This window comes from Shewanella sp. SM20 (genome assembly GCF_025654545.1).
In the GTDB taxonomy this organism is placed as follows: Bacteria; Pseudomonadota; Gammaproteobacteria; order Enterobacterales; family Shewanellaceae; genus Shewanella; species Shewanella oncorhynchi.
This window is the reverse complement of record NZ_JAKKRK010000014.1, coordinates 24,952-46,336: the sequence shown is the minus strand read 5'-3', so window position 1 is coordinate 46,336 and position 21,385 is coordinate 24,952. Positions and strand designations below refer to the sequence as shown.

The following is a 21,385-nucleotide window of genomic DNA, read 5'->3' as shown; positions in this document are numbered from 1 at the left end:
AAACACTTAACGCCTGATTAAAGCAGCCTAAAGCAAAATGTGAGTCACGCTCATTATCGTCAAGATAACCGCCGCAACATGCAATTCAGTTGCTGACGCCAATCTTGCCACTCGATCTGTTCAGGCATCGACAGTGCATTATTCGTAGCCAAAGTAGAGCGTAATTTACCACTATTCAACACGCTATAACTCGGTCTTTTTGCCAAACTCACGCCGCGATTTAATGCTTGTTTAGCATAGTGAGCGCTGGTAATCGGCTGGATAACCACAGGTTGACTTAACAGATTGAGCGCTAGGGCTTGTCGCTGGATTTCACAGGCAAATTCATACCAACTGCATTGGCCTTGAGCGCTGTAATGAAATACGCCCGAGCACTGTTGCATGACTAATTGCCAAATCACCTTAGCGAGTGCATCACTCCACGTCGGACAGCCGATTTGATCGACTATCACCTGCAATCTTGGTTGAGTGCGCATCAAGTTCAGCATGGTTTGGACAAAATTATGCCCATCTTGACCGTAGAGCCATGAGGTGCGCACAATCGTTGCGCGCTCGCCCAAGATGGCCAATACCTTCTGCTCACCGAGCAACTTACTCGTACCGTAAGCTGACAACGGCTCGGGAGCATCGAGTTCAACAAATGACCTTGGTAAATGAACTTGGTTTGGGTTTGGATTTGGAGCTAAGTCAGGGTTTTGATGTTGTTCAAGGCCAGCGTCTCTAGCATCACCAGTTGCATGAGCAATACCGCAAACAGCATGACCACCAAACACATAATCGCTCGACACATGCAGTAAACGCGCCCCCGACAGCCAACATTGCTGCGCCAATAACTCAGGGCCGAGTGCATTCACACGATTGGCTTCGATTGCATCATGCTCAGCAGCATCGACCGCATTATAGGCCGCACAATTGATCACCCAGCTTGGTCGATATTGAGTAAACACTGCTGCAATATTGACGGCATCGGTAATGTCTAACTGACTGCGACTTAGCGCATAAAGCTTAATTGGTGCGACTGAGTTTGCACTTGTACTTGTACTTGTGCTGGTATTTGGGGCTAGCTCACCAATATCGGCAGCGACTTTCAGCAAGGCCTGAGCGAGCTGACTCTTCGCACCAGTGATTAACACCACTTGAGGAATGTTAGCATCTGTGGCACTCGCCGCCCCGCATTGAAGTGGCGTCACTTTAGTTGCCACTATTTTCATCACTAATCAACAGCATGGCTCATCGTCACTGAATAAGGGGATCAAATCGGTAACGGTTTCATGGCCACGGGCGGCTAAAAAGGCTAAGAGTGCTGAAGGACTACGATTGAGTAATCGTGATGGCGGATAAGCCACTTCATCGATAATCGCTTGCGCCCGCGCAAAACCGCCCAAACTAAAGGCCACATGGGAATCAGAGCCCATAACTAAAATCGTGCCAAATTCCTTGGCCGCTTTAGCAATCGCAGTGCAATTGGCTTCGCTGCCCTTACGGGACACTTCAAAGGAGGAATTGTTAATTTCGAGCGCTACACCGTATTCGGCAGCGGCGCGGGCAACGGCTTCAATATCAATCGGGTAGGCGGGGTTTCCCGGATGAGTAATGATATCAACCTTGCCACTCTTAATCGCATTAATCATGGCCTCTGTGTGAGTCGCTTTATCTGACGGAGGATAGACGGGCTCATGAAATCCTGCGAGCACAATATCGAGCTGCTTTAAATAATCACCAAAGAAATCAATCTCGCCGTCGATATTTTTGATATTAGCTTCGATACCCCGCAAAATCCCGACGCCATCAACCATACGTGGCAAAACTCTTAAATTCACAAAGTGCCAAAAATGCGGCGCATCGGCCATCGCAGGCCCATGATCTGTGGTGGCAAATAGGCGAATCCCCTTCTGCTTTGCCACCGCTAAGTAGTCATGAATCGTGCTATAAGCATGGCTCGAAGCCACAGTATGGGTATGAGTGTCGACTTGGTACTGCATGGTTCACCTCAGTCAAATGATTCAATCAATTTAGAAAAACTGGCCACGATTTAGCTAAAAAGCGATAACAGTTCATCGGCGCTTCCTTGCCATGTGCCCTTGCCTTTACCTTCGAGAATACTGTCCGCCAGACTTTGCTTATGCTGCTGCATTTCTTGGATTTTTTCTTCTACTGTACCTTCTGCAATCAGCTTATAAACAAACACTGGCTTATCTTGGCCGATACGATGGGCTCTATCTGTAGCCTGTTTTTCCGCCGCCGGATTCCACCAGGGATCATAGTGGATCACAGTATCCGCCGCGGTGAGATTGAGCCCAGTGCCGCCCGCTTTTAAGCTGATTAAGAACACAGGCGTATCGCCCTCTTGGAACTTATCTATCTGCGCTTGGCGCAGGCGAGTTTGTCCTGTGAGCTTACTGTAATCAAGCCCCAAGTCCACCAGCTCAGCTTCAATCAAGCTGAGCATGCTAGTGAACTGGCTGAAAATCAATATCTTACGTCCCTCTTGCACCATCTCGGGCAAGTTCTGTTTTAGCCAGTCTAACTTAGCATTATTCTTCACTTTCTGCGCTTGCTCTAACTTCACCAAGCGCGGATCACAGCAGGCTTGGCGTAACTTAAGTAAGGCATCGAGAAACTCGATATGACTGCTACCAACGCCTTGAGTGGCAAATAAATCCCGCAGTTTTTTCTCCATCACCAGTCGAATACTCTCGTAGAGATTTCGCTGATCTTTTTCTAACTCTAAGCTCTGGGAGATTTCGGTTTTAAGGGGTAATTCACCGACCACTTCATCTTTGGTTCGGCGCAGCACAAAAGGCGCAATCCGTTGACTCAAGATTTGCGCTTGTTCCATATCCCCATAACGTTCGATTTTGTGCCTAAAGGATTTGTTAAAAAAAGCATTAGTACCGAGTAATCCGGGCAAACAAAAATCCATCAAAGACTTAAGTTCACCTAAGTGATTTTCAAGCGGCGTACCCGACAGGCACAATCTAAACGGCGCTTTAAGATCTTTAATCACTTGAGTCACTTTCGCCTGCGCATTTTTTATCTGCTGCGCTTCATCCAGCACGATATGTTCAAACACCTGCCGTTGATAATAGTCACTGTCGCGCACGATCAGCGGATAGGTCGTCACCACAATATCAAACTCATTTAAGCGTTCGAGCAAAGGCTTGCGTAAAGCACCATGAATAACGACTAGCTTTAACGAAGGCGCAAATTTCGCGGCTTCTTTCGCCCAATTACCCACTAAGCTCGTTGGGCAAATAATTAAACTCGGTGAACAACTTGCCACCGTGGATTTTAGTGCTTGCTGCTTAAGTAAAAAAGCCAAGGTTTGAATGGTTTTACCCAGCCCCATATCATCGGCCAAAATACCGCCAAGCTGATATTCCTTTAAGAAACAGAGCCAATTCAACCCTTGCTGTTGATACTGACGTAATTCAGCATTTAAGTTGTCTGGGACTGCGACCTCTAACACACCGTTAAAATTTTCGAGCTTAGTCGCTAAACTGCGTACCCGTTCGCCATTAAGCAGACGAATATCACTGTCGGCAAAATCATTTAATAGGTGGGCACGGTATTTAGGCAAAGACACGCTATTGCCTTTGTGGCTATCGAACAGTTCTAAAATAATGCTGATCAGCGGCTTAATCACGCTGGCTTTGACTTTTAACCAATCACCATTTGGGCTGGGTAACAGCAGTTCTGCATCATCGGCGGGCTCACCGTACTGCTTAAGCCAAGTGGCAATTAAGGGCAGCATAGGCACTATTTGACCATCGATGTCAGCATTCAGTGACAGAGAAAACCAACCCTCTTGTGTATCATCCAGCTCAATCGCCAGCGGAGTATCAATGACATTTAAGCTGAAATTGTCGGCAAAATGCACTTGGTAACCTAAAGCCTCTAGCGCCGGGATTTCCTGTTGAATAAAGTGCAACCAAGCATCAATCGTTTCAGGCAGTGAACCTAACCCCCAAATACTGACATAGCTGCCACTGTTAGGGATAAAAGAAGGCGCCAGCTCCACCAGTTCCAATGCCATCAAACGATTAATCGCATCCATTTCCGCATCGAGTTGACGCGCGACTTGATAGGTTTTGCCTTGATGAGTGACTAAGGACAAGGGCTCGTCGGGATATTGGCCGCCGAGCACCACGTCTTGATAGACAAATTCCAACAGCACTAATGGCTGCGCCATAGCAAACTCAGGTAAATCCTGCGAGGTTAAGGTCAACCTAACTTGAAGCGGCACTTGCAGCTCGACAAAATCAATCAAAGCAGGCGTAGGTACCGTTTTCGCCGAAAAATGCTTAATCAGTTTGTGGCTCACCAGTTCAATCTGTGAGCTAGGCACTGGCGGCATCTGACTGAGTAATAACAGCTTTTCAACACTGATCTCAGTGTCCAATGCGCCCACTTTAAAATAATCTAAATCGATATAAGTCGGAGGCTCACAGGGGATAAGCTCCCAATTGTCTTTATTGGGCAGCATTAACTGCATTTGTTTATGCTCGGCATCCTTATCTAGCCAAATGAATTCAGGCTTGCTCGCTTCACCTCGGGTGAGCGGTAAACGACTCTCCTCCCAAAAACACCGCCCAGTGACGAGCATTTTTTCCAGTGCCATGGCACCTAACTGAGCTTTAAGATACAGACGCGAGGCACCATGGCGACGGGTTGACATGATGAGATTGATGATGAGCACGTCTTCTGCGCCAATCCAAGCGGGCATATAATATTGCACGTCAGACAAAGCGATTTTCGAGCCTTTGTTATAGCCACCATTCTTCGCCAACTTGCCTTTTCTTAGCTCAAGAAAGACACCGTTATCATCTTTAGATAACACGTACAGCACGCGATCGTCGTAGAGTAAATCGACATTTGAAACCGTGAGATCATCACTTTCGTCTAGCAGATGTAACCACTGAGCAATACGTTGATCTTCAACGGTTCTATCGCTAAGTAAACTGTAAAGTACGGCAGCAATATGTTTGCAATGCCCAGTGGCGGGACATGAACAGAAGCCATTCATGATCAACTTATGGTTCATGCTGACAAGGCGAATATCCTGCCGATAGGGCTGGGATTCCGTCCCCATGACACGACCTTCAATATGACGAAAATCGGCGTTCGCTTTGGCGCTCAACACCCGTCCCTTCATCACATAATCACGGGCACGCATTAAGGTTGGCGGCGTGAATAATGACTCAATAGTGGTTCGAGTCAATTGGATAGGATCTTGGGGGGACAAGCGATTCATGTAAAAACCTTGAAACTAAAAATATCAACTCCGAGCAATAGCAAGCCATTGCCGCGCGACATTTATCAATAAGTTGTGTGGGATTGTATTGAAAGCCTTGGCCGAAAGCCAGAATGATAGCCTCTATCAATAAACCCACCCTGCCTGCAAGATTAAGAGAACACACTTATTCGCAGACAGAGTATGAGCTTTACCAAGAGTAAAGCAATTGATAAATAATACTTTATTATCAATTACTGAGCGTTAACTGTTACAACCAAATGCTAAACTTTCGCTTTAGCGTCAGTGGCTTTGGCCTCAGCATTTTTTGTATCAGCACTTTTTTTATCAGCAATGTAGCGATCGACTAATGTTTCTAAGATATCCAAAGGAACTGCACCATTCTTCAGAACTACATCGTGGAAATCCCTGAGATCGAACTTATCACCTAAGGCCAACTTGGCTTTTTCGCGCAGTTCGAGAATTTTCATCATGCCGACTTTATAAGCCGTCGCTTGACCTGGCATAACGATATAACGCTCAATCTCAGCCGTGACATCACGATCGGACATGCCAGTATTTTTCTTCATATAGTCAATCGCTTGCTCGCGAGTCCAACGACTATGATGAATACCCGTATCCACCACTAGACGCACAGCGCGGAACAACTCAGCCTGCAGACGACCGATATTATCAAAGGGATCCTTTTGAAAACCGAGCTCCCACGCCAAACGTTCGCTATATAAAGCCCAACCTTCAATGTACGCCGTAAAAGGCGCCATCTTACGAATAAGTGGCATACCTTCTAACTCCATCGCCACTGCAATTTGGAAATGATGCCCAGGGATCCCCTCGTGGTAGGCTAAAGTGCGCATACCGTATTTAGGCGTGGCCTTGATGTCATATAAATTGGCATAGAAACGCCCTGGACGACTGCCGTCAATCGCGGGCTGCTGATAATAGGCTCCCGGTGCCGTTTTCTCTTTAAACTCAGGAATACGCACCACTTCCATGCCCGCTTCGGGTCGAATACGGAAGGCATCACCGAGTCCCGCATTCACTTCATCAAGAATGGCTTGATAATCGACGAGGATTTGCGCCCTACCCGCATCGCTATCCTCGTAGTAAAACTTAGGATCGGCGGCTAATGCTTCAATCGCGACCGAGAAACCTTGGCTTATATCGTAACCTTCAGCGGCTAAGATAGTCATGATTTCATTTTGAATGCGATCTACCTCAGCGAGCCCTTTGGCATGGATTTCGTCCGCAGTGTAATTAGTGGTCGTAAAGAACTTCAGCAATTGCTCATAGGCAAGGTTGCCATTTGGCAGCGCCCAATAACCATCATCCGTCCCAGCTTTGGCTTGTAGCTGGGTAAGGTAGTCGATAAATAATTGATACGCCGGATGCACGTAACCTTTAATGTCCGCTTCGGCGGCGGCCAATAAGCGTGCTTGTTCATCGGCACTGATATCCGTGTCAGCTAATTTGGTTTTGAATGAACTGTATAGGATATTGTCTTGAATCGGCGTCGCGACAAAATCATTCATCTCGGTCAGTACTCGCTCAATCACAAACTTAGGTGGAATAATCCCTTTAGCTTCACGGATTTTTAAGCCTTCGAGAGTTTGCGCAAACTTAAGTTTCACCTTTTGTAAACGCGACAGATAGTTTTCAGCATCGCCAACAGAATGGACTTGGTGCTGCGCCTGCATAAAGCTGGGATACCCGTTTTGCACACCAAACAACTGATTCAGCGGATAGTTATGGTAACGATACGGCTCAGAGACCAATGCGAAATCGGCAAGATATAAGGCAATATCCTTGGAGATACGTTGATTTTCATCTAAATCCGCATCGGAATAGCTCAATAAGGTTTCACGCAGATCTCGCACTTGCGCGAAAGTCTTATCCATCGCCTCTGGACTATCATCATCCAACTCGGCGTTATGGCCTGTAATCCCTACCGATTCTAAGAAACCCAATGAGGTTAAGGTCTCAGGGCTTTCGAAAGCCATCTTGACCACACTTCGATCTAAGAACGCGCGAAAGAAAAACGGTTTTTTCGCAAACCATTCATGGGCGGCCAGCGCCACTAATAACAGCACTAAGACTAAGCTGCCGAGTCCAATCCGTTTCAGTACTGTTTTCAACGTCATTCTCCATTCTTATTATATTGGGTCTACAGTTATCGCCCTGAATCCATAGCTCAAGCACGTTTTTATTGGATGACGAGAATACCATTAACCACAAATAAGCAACAATTCAATAACGTAACGAATCATGACAGAATCCTTACCTAAGCATACAAGCCGCATTTAAACCTAATGGAACGGATTGAAAGGTTAATCGCAAGTCAGTCGTGGCAAACATAAAAAAACTTTTACACTAGATAACAATCAAACATAAAACCTATTGCTTTGAATATTAAGAGTTATATCTAATTCCGCACTCAATAAGTAGCAAAAAAGAAGTTTCAATATGAGAAGTATTTAAAAATAAAACTATACAAACCCCTAGAGTATGTTAATCTGCACTCCGGCCTGTGATTCAGACCTATTTATAAGCAATATTATGTATTTGAAAACCTTCGCTACGCCTGTAATATTTTTTTTGCTGTCATGAAGCTTTCCACTCATAACTTATCATCAATGTAAATAATTCTATTTCTGGCTAACATACCGCATAATTGCGAATTATTTGTTTGAAAATTTTGGAGACATTCATGTCTAAAACTACTGGTGTAGTTAAATGGTTTAACGAAGATAAAGGTTTTGGTTTTATTTCTCCTGACAATGGTGGCGCTGACGCATTCGTTCATTTCCGCGCAATCGTTTCAGAAGGCTTTAAAACTCTTGCTGAAGGTCAAAAGGTTTCTTTTGACATCGAACAAGGCCAAAAAGGTCCTCAAGCTGCGAACGTAGTTATTCTGTAATTAGACTTTGTCTAATTTAAGTTAACAAGTTCCAGACAAAAATGCCGACACTATGTCGGCATTTTTATATCTGCATTTTCATCCATCTCAAAAGAGTGAACCTCAGGCCTTTAGCCATGTAGGAGCTTAGCCTCAGCTTTCTCAAGTCGCCGTGGTTTACCCACTATCAGTAAGATATCCCCTGCACGAAAAACCCAGTCCTGCTCAGGATGTTCCACTTCGGCGCCATTGCGACGAATCGCCCTTAACTCTACTTTCAATGTTTCCCACAGGATATCGGCAACGGTTTTACCAATCGCATCAGCCCCACGCGGTAATGCCACCGCATGCAATGACTCTAAAGTAAAATCAGTTTCTGTGCCGGAAAAGAAGCCGTGTAAAAATTGATAATGATTGCGCCGCTCAGATTCTAGCCGTTTTAGGATCCGTGCCAATGGCACACCACATTGGTGTAGTACCTGCGATACTAACATCAAGCTCCCCTCTAAAGACTCAGGGATCACTTGATTAGCTCCCGCCTTTTTAAGCAAGTCTAGATCACTGTCGTCTTTGGTTCTAACTAAAATTTTAGCCTCTGGTGCCAATAACTTACATAAAGGTAAGACTTCTTCTAAACTACGTAACTCACAAAAAGTGATAACGATCATCTTGGCCTGTTTAACGCCCATTTGTTTTAAAATTGCCCGTTTACACACATCACCGAAATAAATAGGTTCGCCCGCACGACGCGCTTCAGTGACGCGCGTTGGATCGAGATCCAATACCAGATAAGGTACAGCTTCAGTTTTTAAAAAACGGGCAATGGTTTGCCCTACTCGGCCGTAACCAAAAATCATCACCAGCTCATGATCATCCATCATCAATGGCACAGCTTCATCCACATGCTTTGCCTGACGGATCCCCAGCGCCCACTTAGCAATATCCACACTATGACGAACTAACCAAGGAGCTATTGCCATGGAAAGCACGGCGACCATGACTAATATGGTACTGATCTCATTATTTAAAAGTTGATAGTTGACCGCTAAAGCCAATACCACAAAACTGAACTCCCCCACTTGAGCTAAGCTCATAGCCGTACTCATCGCAATTCGAAAGGGCTCGCCTACTAATCTTAAAATGCCATGAATGATCAGCGCCTTACCTAGCAAAACCGCCACTAAGATCAGCAGTATCTGCCACCAGAAACGCATCACTAAGGTAAAGTCCAGCATCATGCCAATGGAGATGAAAAACAGTCCCATCAATAGATCGCGAAACGGTCGTATATCCGCCTCAAGTTGGCGGCGGTACTGGCTTTCTCCCAGCAGCATACCCGCCATAAATGCCCCCAGCGCCATAGATAATCCTAGCCACTGAGTAAAAGCCCCTGTGACAAGCGCGACGACTAAGGTCGATAATACAAACAGCTCATTGGAACGAGAACGCGCAACCTCATCAAATATCCGCGGCAACGCCCACTTACCAAACGCCATTAAGAGGAAAAAGGCCAATATGCCTTTAAGCAAGGCAAAGGCGATGTCCGCGACCATCAAAGGTTCGCCGCCATTGGCCAATAATGGCAATAGGATCAACAACGGCACAACCGCTAAATCTTGGAACAAAAGCACGCTGACGGAGAGTTCACCGTGGCGGCGCCTCAGCCATCCCTGTTCATTGAGTAATTTAAGGACAATAGCAGTAGATGACAACGCGATGGCAGCACCGATAACCAAGGCTTCAACCCAATTCAAGCCGCACAATAGGGCCACGCCCATGGTCAACAAGGTTGTGATCACCATCTGCGCACTGCCTAAGCCAAATACAGTCCGGCGCATGGCCCACAGCCGCGGCACAGAGAACTCTAAGCCTAAGGTAAACATCAGCAGCACAACGCCAAGCTCGGCAACAGATTGCATTTGATGCTGGGTAAACCAATGAAAACCACTTGGGCCACTCACTACCCCTGTGAGTAAATAAGCCAGAATTGCGGGTAGGCCCAAACGGCGCAGCACAGCAATGGCCACAATGGCAATCACGAGCATAAGTAATACTTGGATTAAAAAGCTATGTTCCATTGGGGCTATGACTCCTGTCAAAATGCTGACGTGTCAAAAAATCTAACGCTGAGTTTTAAGCTTAACTGAATGACTAACAAAGACAAATTTTATTAACAAATATTGCGGCACGGTATTTGCTTAGACTAGGTTAGAGATGTATCGCACTAACATTTGCTGGAGTGATGATTATGGACTTTGGCCTAGCGACCGAGCTGTATCCCGACGAATATCGCTATCAAACAGAACATTATAGTCCCAATGATAATCCATTGGACTTGATGCAAGTGATCCAACAACTGCATGCCAGTTTAGATCCTAGGACAGTCTTTGCCTGCTATGGCAAACTGCTGGGACAACACTTGCCGATCCAAGGCGTGCGCTTAACCTATGGCGAGCACAAATTCAGCTGGGGCAAACGTTATGGTATCAGCGTCAAACGACAGCTCATGTGTGCAGGAATGCCATTAACGATTCAGTACCAACTGGTGACGCCATTTACGCCATCACAAACCTCAAACTTACAGGATATTGAACCGCTGTTATTGCAACCTTTATTAAATGCGTTGCAATATCAAGAAATGTCGATGCAAGCTATGTTTGACTCGCTCACTGGCTTAGGCAATCGCCATTATTACAGTCAGAGTCTCAGTAATGCGACCGCCAGAGCCCATCGAAAACAAGGAGCAGTCGCTCTCATAGTGCTCGATCTTGATAACTTTAAACAACTTAATGATAAATTCGGCCATAAATGTGGTGACTATATTCTGAAGGAATTTGGTGACATCATTCGTGCAACCATACGCAACACAGATCAAGCCTTCCGGATTGGTGGTGATGAATTCGTCATTATTGTCCAAGGCAATATTCATGCGGCAGGCTTGTTATGTGAACGGATTGTCTCGGTAATCAATCAGCACAGTAGTTTCAATCAATTTGGGGTGAGCTGTAGTTTAGGGGCGGCAGAATCACACGATACCATTGAAGCCGAACAACTTTATGAACTCGCCGATAAGGCGCTTTATCAAGCCAAAGCCGCCGGACGTAACTGCTATAAACTCAGCCAAAATCAATTAGTTTAACACGCGCAGGGATGCCAAATGAAATGCGATAACTCACTCGCAGCTCGTACCCCATAAAGGTCTAAATCAAACTGACGCGCTGCGTTCCACTCTCGCTTTCCTAGAACACACCAATATTCCAAGATTAACTCTCGACTAGAATTCCTTTGCTTCCTCAACAAACACCTGTAAACCAAGTCCATTCGACTCAACAATAAAGCCCTTTTCAACCCACAGTCCAATTGCCATCACCAGTTGCTCGCCATAAAACACAAACCCCACCTTTTCGCGTACCCAAGGCGGAATGGCAAACTCTTGCCACAGTTTCTTTAATTCTCGCCCCTTACCCCGAGAATGCGGGTGGCAGCGAAATTGCCCCGCAAGTTGATAACGCACACTGACCACTTCATCAGGCCAAGGTAAGCGGACTCTGGGACCTTGTTCTGTCACTATCAGCCTAATCTGCTCACCATTCGCTAAGCCCGCTGGCGACACGACTAATTCGGTACTATCTCCCTGTAATAAAGAAATAAAGTCATGCTGTGTCAAGGTCCAACTCACAGGCCGAGTGTGACGTTTGTGAGTTTGATACTTGAATAAATAGACTTGATTAGCAAAGCGACGGATTTCACACTCACCCACTCGAATATGCACTTTAGCATCGTCTTTCGCGTTAAGAAGCTGAGTGATGATTTGCTTAAGCTGCACCTTTGAGGGCAAAGCAAAACCTTGGGATTCAATAAAGCCACGTAAGAGTAACGCTTGCCAGTCGGCTGACTGTTCGGCAAAACCATCGAGCTTGAATACACTTTGAGTATGGTAAGGGGCTTGGGTTAACCATAAAGGTAAACGTTCACTCACCTGTAAATCCAGCGTCGCCTGTTGTTCGGCGCACAATGCCGCACTGCGACTCGCAGTTGTCGCAATACTCGGCCAACGCGCTTTTAAGCGGGGAATGATTTCTAAGCGTAAAAAATTTCGATCGTACTTATCGTCTTGATTACTTTCATCTTCGATATGCACTAAGCCCTGCTGTTTTGCGTAGGCTTCAATTTGCTCACGGCTGATATCCAATAACGGCCGCAGTTGTCTGCCATGTGCTAATGCTTGCACTTGTCCCATGGCCGCCAGCCCTTTAGGCCCCTGACCCCGCTTGAGTGCCAGTAAGATAGTCTCAACCTGATCGTCTTCATGGTGAGCCGTCAGCAACACATCATTGGCACTTAAATGCCGCTCAATCGCCAGATAACGCGCTTTGCGCGCTTCGGCTTCAAGGCTCAATCTTGGCCCACGATTAACCACGACTCGCTCAACCGTCACGGGCAGATCGTAATACAGGCCCCGCTCAAGGCAATGCTGTGCCCAAGCCTCAGCGTTATCGCTTAGGCCATGGTGTACATACACTAGCTGATAATTAAACTCCGGATGTTTCCGTGCAAACTGGCTTAAACCAAAGGCCAAGACTTCGGAATCAACCCCACCACTGTAAGCCAGTACTAACTTGCTGTCAGGCGCTAAGGATTGCGCTGCCAAAAAATCACAGATATGCGCGCTGAGATCGCCAGCAGTCAACGCTTCGTCACGCTTAGCCGACATAAGTTAACTTCATCTGTTTACACCTAAGACATTCGCCAACATTAGAATAAAATTCTCACCTTGTTTGGCCCGAGGAGCGATTCGAGCGAGAGCATCAAGTCATCGGTCGGATTCACTCGCCAAGCATCGGCTAACCTAAACTGACCTTTGGCTTGAGCTTGAGTGTAATTGATCACCACAGGCACAGCACCGTTACGCCACGGGCTTAGCGCTTGCTCGAAAGTGTCTAACGCCGATGGCGTTAACTCGCTGCCATCCATATCAATTTCCAGCGCTTTGGCAAAGTGGCTGCGCGCCTCACTGATATCTATGATGTTACGCGCCGTCATACGGTTACCGCCGGCAAAATCATCATAACTCACCTCACCTTCACAAATGAGGATGCGGTCTTTCTCCAGCAGATGATTAAACTTTTCAAAGGCTTCGGTAAACAACATGATTTCGAGACGTGCGCTCTTATCATCGAGTGTCAACAGGCCCATTTTCGATCCGCGCTTGGTCAGCATCACTCGCGTTGCCACCACTAACCCCGCAGCCTTAGCAGTTTTACCGCGTTCGGTGGGATGCACATCTTTCAAGCGACCGGACGTGTAATGCTTAAGCTCTTTTAAATATTGATTGATCGGATGACCAGTCAAATACAAGCCTAAGGTTTCGCGCTCGCCTTCGAGCCAAATTTTATCTGGCCATGGGGTACATTCGACAAACTGCTGCTTACTGTCTTCGGGTTCACTGTTGAGCAAACCAAACATATCGTGTTGGCCAATCGCCTCGGCTTTGGCATGTTGATCAGCAGCCCGAATCGCTTCGGGCAAGGTTGCCATCATAGACGCACGATGCGGCCCTAGAGTATCGAGTGCGCCCGCGCAGATCAGCTTTTCAATCACGCGCTTATTGAGCTTTTTCAAATCAATACGGGCACAGAAATCGAATAGATCCACGAAGGGGCCATCTTTACGCGCCTCTAAAATCGATTCAACTGGACCTTCACCCACGCCTTTAATGGCGCCAATGCCATAAACGATGCGCAAATCATCATCGACGGTAAATTTGAACAAGCCTTTGTTCACATCCGGAGGAATGAGCGGTAGCCCCATACGCTCACATTCATCGACCAAAGTCACAATTTTATCTGTGTTGTCCATATCGGCCGACATTACCGCCGCCATAAACTGCGAAGGATAATGGGTTTTCAGCCATAAGGTCTGATAAGACACAAGCGCATAGGCGGCTGAGTGAGATTTGTTAAAACCGTAGCCGGCGAACTTTTCCACTAAGTCGAAGATCTTCATCGACAAGTCGCCGTCGACACCGTTATTGATTGCGCCCTCTTTAAAGATACTGCGCTGCTTGGCCATCTCTTCGGGCTTTTTCTTACCCATAGCACGGCGGAGCATATCGGCGCCGCCAAGGGTGTAACCCGATAACACCTGTGCAATCTGCATCACTTGCTCTTGATACAGAATAATGCCGTAGGTCGGTGATAACAGTTCTTTTAAGGATTCATGCTGGTACTGAGAATCGGGATACGATACTTCCTCGCGCCCATGCTTACGCTCGATGAAGTTATCTACCATGCCCGATTGCAAAGGCCCAGGGCGGAACAATGCCACCAGTGCGATCATGTCTTCGAAACAGTCGGGCTGCAGACGTTTAATCAAATCCTTCATACCGCGGGATTCCAACTGGAATACCGCTGTGGTTTCATATTTTTGCAACAAGCGGAAAGATGCCGCATCCGTTAACGGAATCGCTTCGATACGCACAGGTGGGCGACCGTTTTTGACCTCGACCTTGTTCACCATCTCCAGTGCCCAGTCGATGATTGTCAAAGTACGCAAACCCAAAAAGTCGAATTTAACTAAACCTGCGGTTTCGACGTCATTTTTATCGAATTGTGTTACTGGGTTTTTACCTTCAGCGTCGCAATAGAGCGGCGCAAAATCGGTAATTTTAGTTGGTGCAATCACCACACCACCCGCGTGTTTACCCGCGTTACGCGTCACACCTTCGAGCTTGCGACACATGTCGATCAGATCTTTTACGTCTTCATCGGCATCATAGGATTCTTGCAGGGCTGGCTCGACCTCAAACGCTTTCGCCAGCGTCATCCCAGGTTCTGGTGGAATGAGTTTAGAAATTCGGTCAACGAAGCCATAGGGATGACCCAGCACACGGCCAACGTCACGAATAACCGCTTTTGCCGCCATAGTTCCGAAGGTGATGATTTGCGATACCGCTTCGCGGCCGTACAATTCGGCCACATGGTCGATCACTTCATCACGTCTATCCATGCAAAAGTCGACGTCAAAGTCGGGCATAGAAACCCGCTCAGGGTTGAGGAATCGCTCGAACAGTAAGTCAAATTCTAATGGGTCTAAGTCGGTAATCTTAAGCGCATAGGCCACGAGTGAACCCGCGCCCGAGCCACGACCAGGCCCGACTGGAATACCGTTATCTTTACCCCATTGGATGAACTCCATCACGATCAAGAAGTAACCGGGGAACCCCATCTGGTTGATCACTTTAAGTTCAATGTCGAGGCGCTCATCGTATTCGCCGCGTTTCTCGGCGCGCACCTCAGGATCAGGGAACAAAAACTCGAGCCGCTCTTCAAGGCCCTTCTTCGAACAATCGACCAGAAAGTCTTCGATGGACATATCGCCCGTCGGGAAGTTGGGCAGGAAATATTCGTACAAACGGATCGTTACATTACAGCGTTTAGCGATTTCGACACTGTTCGCCAACGCCGCAGGAATGTCGGCGAATAGTTCACACATTTCCTCTTCGCTACGCAAATACTGCTGTTCACTGTATTTTTTAGGTCGACGAGGATCTGCAAGGGTAAAGCCATCGTGAATTGCCACCCGAATTTCATGGGCATCAAAATCTTCGGGTTTAAGAAACACCACCTGATTAGTGGCCACCACAGGGATGCCCTTCTCCTGCGCTAAGGCCACAGCCATATGCAGATAACGCTCTTCATCGGGGCGACCTGTACGGATAAGCTCGAGGAAATAACGGTCAGTGAAATGGGTCTGATAAAAGTCGCATAAAGATTCGACTTGTGTGCCATTGCCCTTGAGCAGTGCCTTACCCAGATCGCCTTCTTTGGCGCCCGATAACAGCAAAATGCCTTCGTTATAAGTGAGTAACCACTCTTGGTCGATCACCACGCGCCCAGCCACTTGGCCACGCAAATAGGCCTGACTGATAATTTGGGTCAGATTCTGATAACCAACATTGTTCATCGCAATTATGGTCAAGGCGCATAATTCGCCTTCGAATCCGGGCACTTGCATCCAAAAATCGGCGCCGATAATCGGTTTGATCCCCGCACCATGGCAACCACTGTAAAACTTAACCAAACCACAAAAGTTGTTTTGGTCAGTCAGGGCGACAGCCGCCATTCCCTGCGCTTCCACCTGCGCCAAAATAGGCTTGACCTTGGCCACGCCATCGGTCATAGAGAAGTCACTGTGGACACGAAGATGCACAAAACGAGGATCGGACATAATTAGGATTATCTTTGAATAGCAGGTTAACAATAACTAGAAAGCAGACTAACAAAGTCACGCAGCCAGAGCCAGTGACTTTGCTGGATAACGGGAACTTATACCCAAACAACCTGAAACTCGTATCTTCAGGTAGCTTGGGAGCACAGCTTACAGTCCCAGTAATGCCTTGACGGGTTTAAAACTTTTACGATATTGGTCAAACACCCCATGTTCGGCGATGGCCTCAAAATGCGCCTTAGTCGGATAGCCCTTATGCTTAGCAAAACCGTATTGCGGATAAGCAGCATCGAGCACATCCATCTCACGATCCCGCGTCACTTTGGCGATAATCGATGCGGCACTAATACTGGCAATTAAACCATCACCTTTAATGATGCTGTGACTGGTAAGCGAGACGCCATTATGGGCAACAAATGCCGGACTGCGATTGCCATCGACTAACACCAACGTAGGCGCAATCTTAAGCCCTGCAACCGCGCGCTGCATTGCCAACATAGTGGCATGCAAGATATTAAGCGTATCGATTTCAGCAGGACTTGCGCGGCCCACGTGATAACACAGGGCTTTTTCACAAATCTCATCAAACAAAGCTTCGCGGCGCTTCTCACTGAGTTTCTTGGAATCATTCAGACCACTGATGGGCTTGTTTGGATCTAAAATCACAGCCGCAGTCACTACATCGCCGACTAATGGCCCACGGCCGACTTCATCCACACCAGCAATTAATCCCGTCGAAAAGGCCAGCAAATCGGCGTCGGTTAAACTTTTAAAAGTTGCCACTAGTTAGCCTCCAGTGATTTAGCATGACTTGGTTTAGGCTCAACCAGTGCCATTACCGCTTCAGCGGCTTTTAAGCTCGCATCACGGCGTAACACTTGGTGCAGGGCATCAAACTCAGCTTTGAGCGGCGTAAAATCTCGATTTAACTCGACTGTGACCGCCGCAGCGATTTTCTCTGGCGTGCAATCTTCTTGAATGAGCTCAGGGACGAGATCTTTTCCAGCCAGTAGATTCGGTAACGAGAAACGCTCGACCTGCATCATGCGCTTAGCAATCCAATAGGTCATAGGGCTAACACGATAAGCCACCACCATTGGACGCTTAACCAACATGGCTTCTAACGTCGCGGTGCCTGATGCTAATAAAATGCCATCGGCAGCCGCCATGACTTCGCGCGACTGACCTTCGACCATATGAATTTCGAGATCCGGTGCAAAATCCTTCAGCGCTTGCTCAAATTGCTCACGGCGTTTTTGATTGACCAGCGGCGTCACAAAACGTATATCAGGGAAGTTCTGTTTAATCAGTAAAGCCGCTTTCACGAAAGGCTCGGCCAATTGCTTTAACTCGCCACCACGAGATCCCGGTAGAATCGCTAAATATTCTGCATCGGCATCGAGTTCAAGTAACTGACGCGCCGCCGCTTTATCGCTTCGCAACGGAATATCATCCGCTAAGGTATGACCCACAAAGGTACAAGGTACTTGATGCTTGTCATAAAAAGCTTTCTCAAATGGCAATAGCGACAACACCATATGGGTCGCCTTCGCGATTTTGAATATACGTTTTGGGCGCCATGCCCACACGGATGGGCTCACATAATGAACGGTTTTAATACCGCGCGCTTTGAGTTTAAGCTCGAGGCCTATATTAAAATCCGGTGCATCTATACCAATAAAACAATCGGGCTTAAGCGCGGTGATCTCTTTAATCAAGGATGACCGCACTTTTAATAAGCGAGGTAGACGGGATAACACTTCAACGATTCCCATCACTGCGAGTTCTTCCATCGCAAACAGGGATTTGAAGCCTAGGGCTTCCATGCGGGGTCCACCGATACCGACAAAGCGCGCATCGGGATGGGTCTTTTGCAGCGCAGCCATTAAACCTGCACCTAAAATATCGCCTGAGAGTTCTCCGGCAACCATGGCAAACACTAATGGAGTTTTATTGCTCATAAACCAATCACGTCTCATGAATTAATGGCATTGGATGAAGAGGTAAACCGCACCTAAAATGCATCGTTCCAAGCCTACACTTATGTTAAGTTAATGATTCAATTAATGACTAAGCTCATTTATGGTCGAATGCATTGATGAATAAACGCATTTTTAACGGCTACGTCTACCACAAAAAAGGCTTAAACCAATAATACAAAAGGGCATATAAATGCCCTTTTGTTGTCATGTGGTCATCAAGTTAGCGAATAATGCCGCGACTCGATGACTTTACAAACTCAAGCAGTAATTTGACTTGCTCATCGTTCTGCGCATCTTCAGCTAATGCTTCAATCGCTTCTTCTACCGTTAAACTGCTACGGTATAAGGTTTTATAAGCACGACGCACGGCTAACTGGCTTTCTTTAGAAAAACCGCGACGCTTCATACCTTCGCTGTTTAAGCCGCGAGGCACTGTCGGTTGACCCGCTGCCATCACAAAAGGAGGCACATCCTGCAAAACTAAAGAACAACCGGCAGTAAAAGCATGGGCACCAATATGCACAAACTGATGTACGCCTGTCATACCGCCTAAAATCGCCCAGTCACCGACGTGCACATGACCTGCAATAGATGCGTTATTCGCCATGATGACATTATCGCCGACCACACAGTCATGGGCGATATGCACATAGTTCATAAACAAGTTATTCGAACCAATACGGGTTTCACTGTTATCTTGAACCGTACCGCGGTGAATGGTCACGTTTTCACGGATGACGTTATTGTCGCCAATGCTCAGTCGTGTCGGCTCACCAGCGTACTTTTTGTCTTGGCATTCTTCACCAACAGAGGCGAATTGAAAAATACGATTCCCTTTGCCGATAATCGTTGGGCCTTTGACCACCACATGGGAACTCAACCAACAATCATCACCAATTTCGACGCCCGCACCGATATAGGTCCAAGGGCCAATAGTGACGTTATTGCCAATTTTTGCATCGGGATGCACAAACGCTAATGTATCTATCACTGACTAATCTCTCTGCGGGCACACATGATTTCAGCGGAACAAACCACTTCACCATCCACTTTGGCCTCACCGTAGAAAACGCCAATCCCGCGGCGCTCTTTAATCATTTTGACATCAAAATGAATTTGATCTCCTGGCTCAACCACACGTCTAAAACGCGCATTATCGATACCAGCAAAGTAATACAACACACCTGGTGGTGGTACATCACTACTCATCGTTTTAAAGGCTAACAGGCCAGTTGCCTGTGCCATCGCTTCTAAAATAAGCACACCTGGCATTACAGGTTGTATCGGGAAATGTCCCTGAAAAAATGGCTCATTTATTGAAACGTTTTTGATCGCCTGCAGACTAACACCAGGAGTGTAATCAAGCACACGATCGATCAATAGGAATGGATATCTATGGGGTAGATATTTAAGTATTTCTTTAATATCCATAGTGTTCATTTGATTAGACACGAACCGAGTTCCTCAAATTGCCTTGGGGCAATTAATCTGGTGTTTTTAAATTTTTTTCCAACGTTTTAACACGCTGGAACAGTTCATCTAACTGACGGAAACGAACTGTATTTTTACGCCAAAGTTTATTGTCCATTGCCACGGTGGCAGAAGAGTATAAGCCAGGCTCACGCATATTAGTGGTGATATTGGTAGCACCAGACACATGCACACCATCGGCTATGCTCAAATGACCTGCGATGGCACAACTACCGCCAATAATACAATATTTACCAATAGTGACACTGCCTGCGACAGTAGTACTGCCTGCAATAGCAGTATTTTCGCCGATTATATCGTTATGGGCAATTTGCACTTGGTTATCAATAATCACACCGTCGTGGATCTCTGTATGGCCTAATGCCCCACGATCTACCGTTGAATTAGCACCAATCTCAACCCGATCGCCAATACGCACGCCACCTGTCTGCGGAATTTTAATCCACTGACCACGTTCGTTAGCATAACCAAAACCATCTGAGCCTAATACGGCACCCGAATGGATAATACAATCCTGTCCTAAATGCACATCGTGATAGACGGTGACATTAGCCCACAAACGTGTTTTTGAGCCAATAACCACATCTTGTCCCAGCACAACACCGGCACCAATCTGCACATTTTCACCTAAAATGACGTTCGCACCAATCACAGCATTCGCGCCAATAGCGACACCTTCCCCTAAATGGGCTGAAGGATCAATTTGAGCCGAAGGATGGATGCCCACCGCCGCTTTGGGTGTCGTGTCCAAATACTGAGCAACACGGGCAAAACCGACATATGGATCTTTTACAATTAACGCAGTACCTTGATAATCCTGCGCATCTTTAGCTGACAATAACACCGCACTCGCTTGAGTTGCCTCAAGCTGAGAGCGGTATTTACTGTTGGCTAAAAAAGAGATCTGACCCGCCTTGGCATTTTCTAAGGTCGCCACACTATTAATAATTAGCGTTTCGTCGCCTTGGATATCACCGTCTAATAACAGGCATAGCTCTTTTAAAGTCACACTATTCATCTATTACTTGCCTTTGCTTAAGGCTTCAACCACTTTGCCACTGATGTCAGCGTTAGGCTTAACATAAATGACAGCACCACGTTGTAATACCAAATCATATTGGTCTTTTTCAGCGATAGTGTTGATGGCTTTTTGCACTTTAACTAACAGTTTATTTTGCTCTTCACCTTGGCGACGACGTAGGTCTTCATCCAATGCTTTGCCTTTTAACTGATATTCAGATTTTAGCGATTCCATTTTACGAACCAGCTCTGTTTTTTGTGCATCGTTCATTAACGCACCGTCACGTTGCTGCTTCTCCATCAGAGAACGCATTTCTTCTTGCATTTTTTGGACATCAGCTACGCGATCACCAAACTCTTTCTTCAGAGATTGAGAGATCTGTTCACGTTGTGGGAGCTGTTCAAACACAGCGCCCATATCCACTACGGCAATTTTCTCAGCATGTGCCACTAACGGCGCGCCTAACAAAACTAACGTCATCAGCGCGCAATTTACCATCTTGTTCAAAATAAACT

At 46.7% G+C, this 21,385-nt stretch carries 15 protein-coding genes; 2 read left to right on the top strand and 13 right to left on the bottom strand.

What is annotated here, in order from left to right:
* Nucleotides 1–59: 59 nt before the first annotated feature.
* The 4 genes from L5M18_RS07960 to L5M18_RS07945 form a co-directional block, all read right to left on the bottom strand.
* Nucleotides 60–1,211, bottom strand: coding sequence for an SDR family oxidoreductase (locus L5M18_RS07960; RefSeq protein ID WP_263196485.1), 1,152 nt, complete (start codon nucleotides 1,209–1,211; stop codon nucleotides 60–62).
* A 6-nt stretch (nucleotides 1,212–1,217) separates the two neighbouring features.
* On the bottom strand, nucleotides 1,218–1,982 hold the full coding sequence (locus L5M18_RS07955) for a phosphatase (protein ID WP_263172250.1): 765 nt from the start codon (nucleotides 1,980–1,982) through the stop codon (nucleotides 1,218–1,220).
* Nucleotides 1,983–2,032: 50 nt separating this feature from the next.
* On the bottom strand, nucleotides 2,033–5,254 hold the full coding sequence (locus L5M18_RS07950; protein WP_263196484.1) for a DEAD/DEAH box helicase: 3,222 nt from the start codon (nucleotides 5,252–5,254) through the stop codon (nucleotides 2,033–2,035).
* 263 nt (nucleotides 5,255–5,517) lie between these two features.
* Nucleotides 5,518–7,392, bottom strand: a complete 1,875-nt coding sequence (locus tag L5M18_RS07945; protein WP_263196482.1) for a DUF885 domain-containing protein — start codon at nucleotides 7,390–7,392, stop codon at nucleotides 5,518–5,520.
* Nucleotides 7,393–7,958: 566 nt separating this feature from the next.
* Between L5M18_RS07945 and L5M18_RS07940 the strand changes: the two genes are divergently transcribed.
* Nucleotides 7,959–8,168, top strand: coding sequence for a cold-shock protein (locus L5M18_RS07940; RefSeq protein ID WP_006080998.1), 210 nt, complete (start codon nucleotides 7,959–7,961; stop codon nucleotides 8,166–8,168).
* Nucleotides 8,169–8,278: 110 nt separating this feature from the next.
* Here the strand turns inward: L5M18_RS07940 and L5M18_RS07935 are convergent, their stop codons facing one another.
* A complete protein-coding gene (locus L5M18_RS07935) occupies nucleotides 8,279–10,225 on the bottom strand; it encodes a monovalent cation:proton antiporter family protein (RefSeq protein ID WP_263196480.1) in 1,947 nt (648 codons plus the stop codon).
* Between the two features lie 170 nt (nucleotides 10,226–10,395).
* Here L5M18_RS07935 and L5M18_RS07930 point away from each other — a divergent pair, with 170 nt between their 5' ends.
* Nucleotides 10,396–11,286: a GGDEF domain-containing protein gene (locus tag L5M18_RS07930; RefSeq protein WP_263196478.1), complete on the top strand. Its 891-nt coding sequence runs from the start codon at nucleotides 10,396–10,398 to the stop codon at nucleotides 11,284–11,286.
* A 135-nt stretch (nucleotides 11,287–11,421) separates the two neighbouring features.
* On the opposite strand, the gene tilS is transcribed toward L5M18_RS07930, so the two are convergent.
* From tilS to L5M18_RS07890, 8 genes are all read right to left on the bottom strand, one after another.
* The gene (gene tilS, locus L5M18_RS07925; protein ID WP_263196477.1) at nucleotides 11,422–12,861 is read right to left on the bottom strand and encodes a tRNA lysidine(34) synthetase TilS; all 1,440 of its coding nucleotides are present in this window, start codon (nucleotides 12,859–12,861) and stop codon (nucleotides 11,422–11,424) included.
* 41 nt (nucleotides 12,862–12,902) lie between these two features.
* The gene (dnaE, locus tag L5M18_RS07920) at nucleotides 12,903–16,376 is read right to left on the bottom strand and encodes a DNA polymerase III subunit alpha (RefSeq protein ID WP_198573602.1); all 3,474 of its coding nucleotides are present in this window, start codon (nucleotides 16,374–16,376) and stop codon (nucleotides 12,903–12,905) included.
* Nucleotides 16,377–16,526: 150 nt separating this feature from the next.
* Entirely contained in the window at nucleotides 16,527–17,159 is a 633-nt protein-coding gene (gene rnhB, locus L5M18_RS07915; protein WP_263172263.1) for a ribonuclease HII, read from the bottom strand.
* The gene (gene lpxB, locus L5M18_RS07910; protein WP_113938987.1) at nucleotides 17,159–18,337 is read right to left on the bottom strand and encodes a lipid-A-disaccharide synthase; all 1,179 of its coding nucleotides are present in this window, start codon (nucleotides 18,335–18,337) and stop codon (nucleotides 17,159–17,161) included. Before lpxB ends, rnhB begins: the two co-directional genes overlap by 1 nt.
* A 241-nt stretch (nucleotides 18,338–18,578) precedes the next feature.
* Nucleotides 18,579–19,349: an acyl-ACP--UDP-N-acetylglucosamine O-acyltransferase gene (lpxA, locus tag L5M18_RS07905; protein WP_263196475.1), complete on the bottom strand. Its 771-nt coding sequence runs from the start codon at nucleotides 19,347–19,349 to the stop codon at nucleotides 18,579–18,581.
* Nucleotides 19,346–19,810, bottom strand: coding sequence for a 3-hydroxyacyl-ACP dehydratase FabZ (gene fabZ, locus L5M18_RS07900; protein WP_006080990.1), 465 nt, complete (start codon nucleotides 19,808–19,810; stop codon nucleotides 19,346–19,348). Before fabZ ends, lpxA begins: the two co-directional genes overlap by 4 nt.
* Nucleotides 19,811–19,841: 31 nt before the next feature.
* Nucleotides 19,842–20,867, bottom strand: coding sequence for a UDP-3-O-(3-hydroxymyristoyl)glucosamine N-acyltransferase (lpxD, locus tag L5M18_RS07895; protein ID WP_105249717.1), 1,026 nt, complete (start codon nucleotides 20,865–20,867; stop codon nucleotides 19,842–19,844).
* Nucleotides 20,868–20,870: 3 nt separating this feature from the next.
* Nucleotides 20,871–21,368, bottom strand: coding sequence for an OmpH family outer membrane protein (locus L5M18_RS07890; protein ID WP_028760600.1), 498 nt, complete (start codon nucleotides 21,366–21,368; stop codon nucleotides 20,871–20,873).
* Between the last annotated feature and the right edge of the window lie 17 nt (nucleotides 21,369–21,385).

Coding starts and splice junctions, on each gene's coding strand:
- L5M18_RS07960 (WP_263196485.1), bottom strand. CDS start 1,211: ATGAAAATAGTGGCAACTAAAGTGACGCCACTTCAATGCGGGGCGGCG.
- L5M18_RS07955 (WP_263172250.1), bottom strand. CDS start 1,982: ATGCAGTACCAAGTCGACACTCATACCCATACTGTGGCTTCGAGCCAT.
- L5M18_RS07950 (WP_263196484.1), bottom strand. CDS start 5,254: ATGAATCGCTTGTCCCCCCAAGATCCTATCCAATTGACTCGAACCACT.
- L5M18_RS07945 (WP_263196482.1), bottom strand. CDS start 7,392: ATGACGTTGAAAACAGTACTGAAACGGATTGGACTCGGCAGCTTAGTC.
- L5M18_RS07940 (WP_006080998.1), top strand. CDS start 7,959: ATGTCTAAAACTACTGGTGTAGTTAAATGGTTTAACGAAGATAAAGGT.
- L5M18_RS07935 (WP_263196480.1), bottom strand. CDS start 10,225: ATGGAACATAGCTTTTTAATCCAAGTATTACTTATGCTCGTGATTGCC.
- L5M18_RS07930 (WP_263196478.1), top strand. CDS start 10,396: ATGGACTTTGGCCTAGCGACCGAGCTGTATCCCGACGAATATCGCTAT.
- tilS (WP_263196477.1), bottom strand. CDS start 12,861: ATGTCGGCTAAGCGTGACGAAGCGTTGACTGCTGGCGATCTCAGCGCG.
- dnaE (WP_198573602.1), bottom strand. CDS start 16,376: ATGTCCGATCCTCGTTTTGTGCATCTTCGTGTCCACAGTGACTTCTCT.
- lpxB (WP_113938987.1), bottom strand. CDS start 18,337: ATGAGCAATAAAACTCCATTAGTGTTTGCCATGGTTGCCGGAGAACTC.
- lpxD (WP_105249717.1), bottom strand. CDS start 20,867: ATGAATAGTGTGACTTTAAAAGAGCTATGCCTGTTATTAGACGGTGAT.
- L5M18_RS07890 (WP_028760600.1), bottom strand. CDS start 21,368: ATGGTAAATTGCGCGCTGATGACGTTAGTTTTGTTAGGCGCGCCGTTA.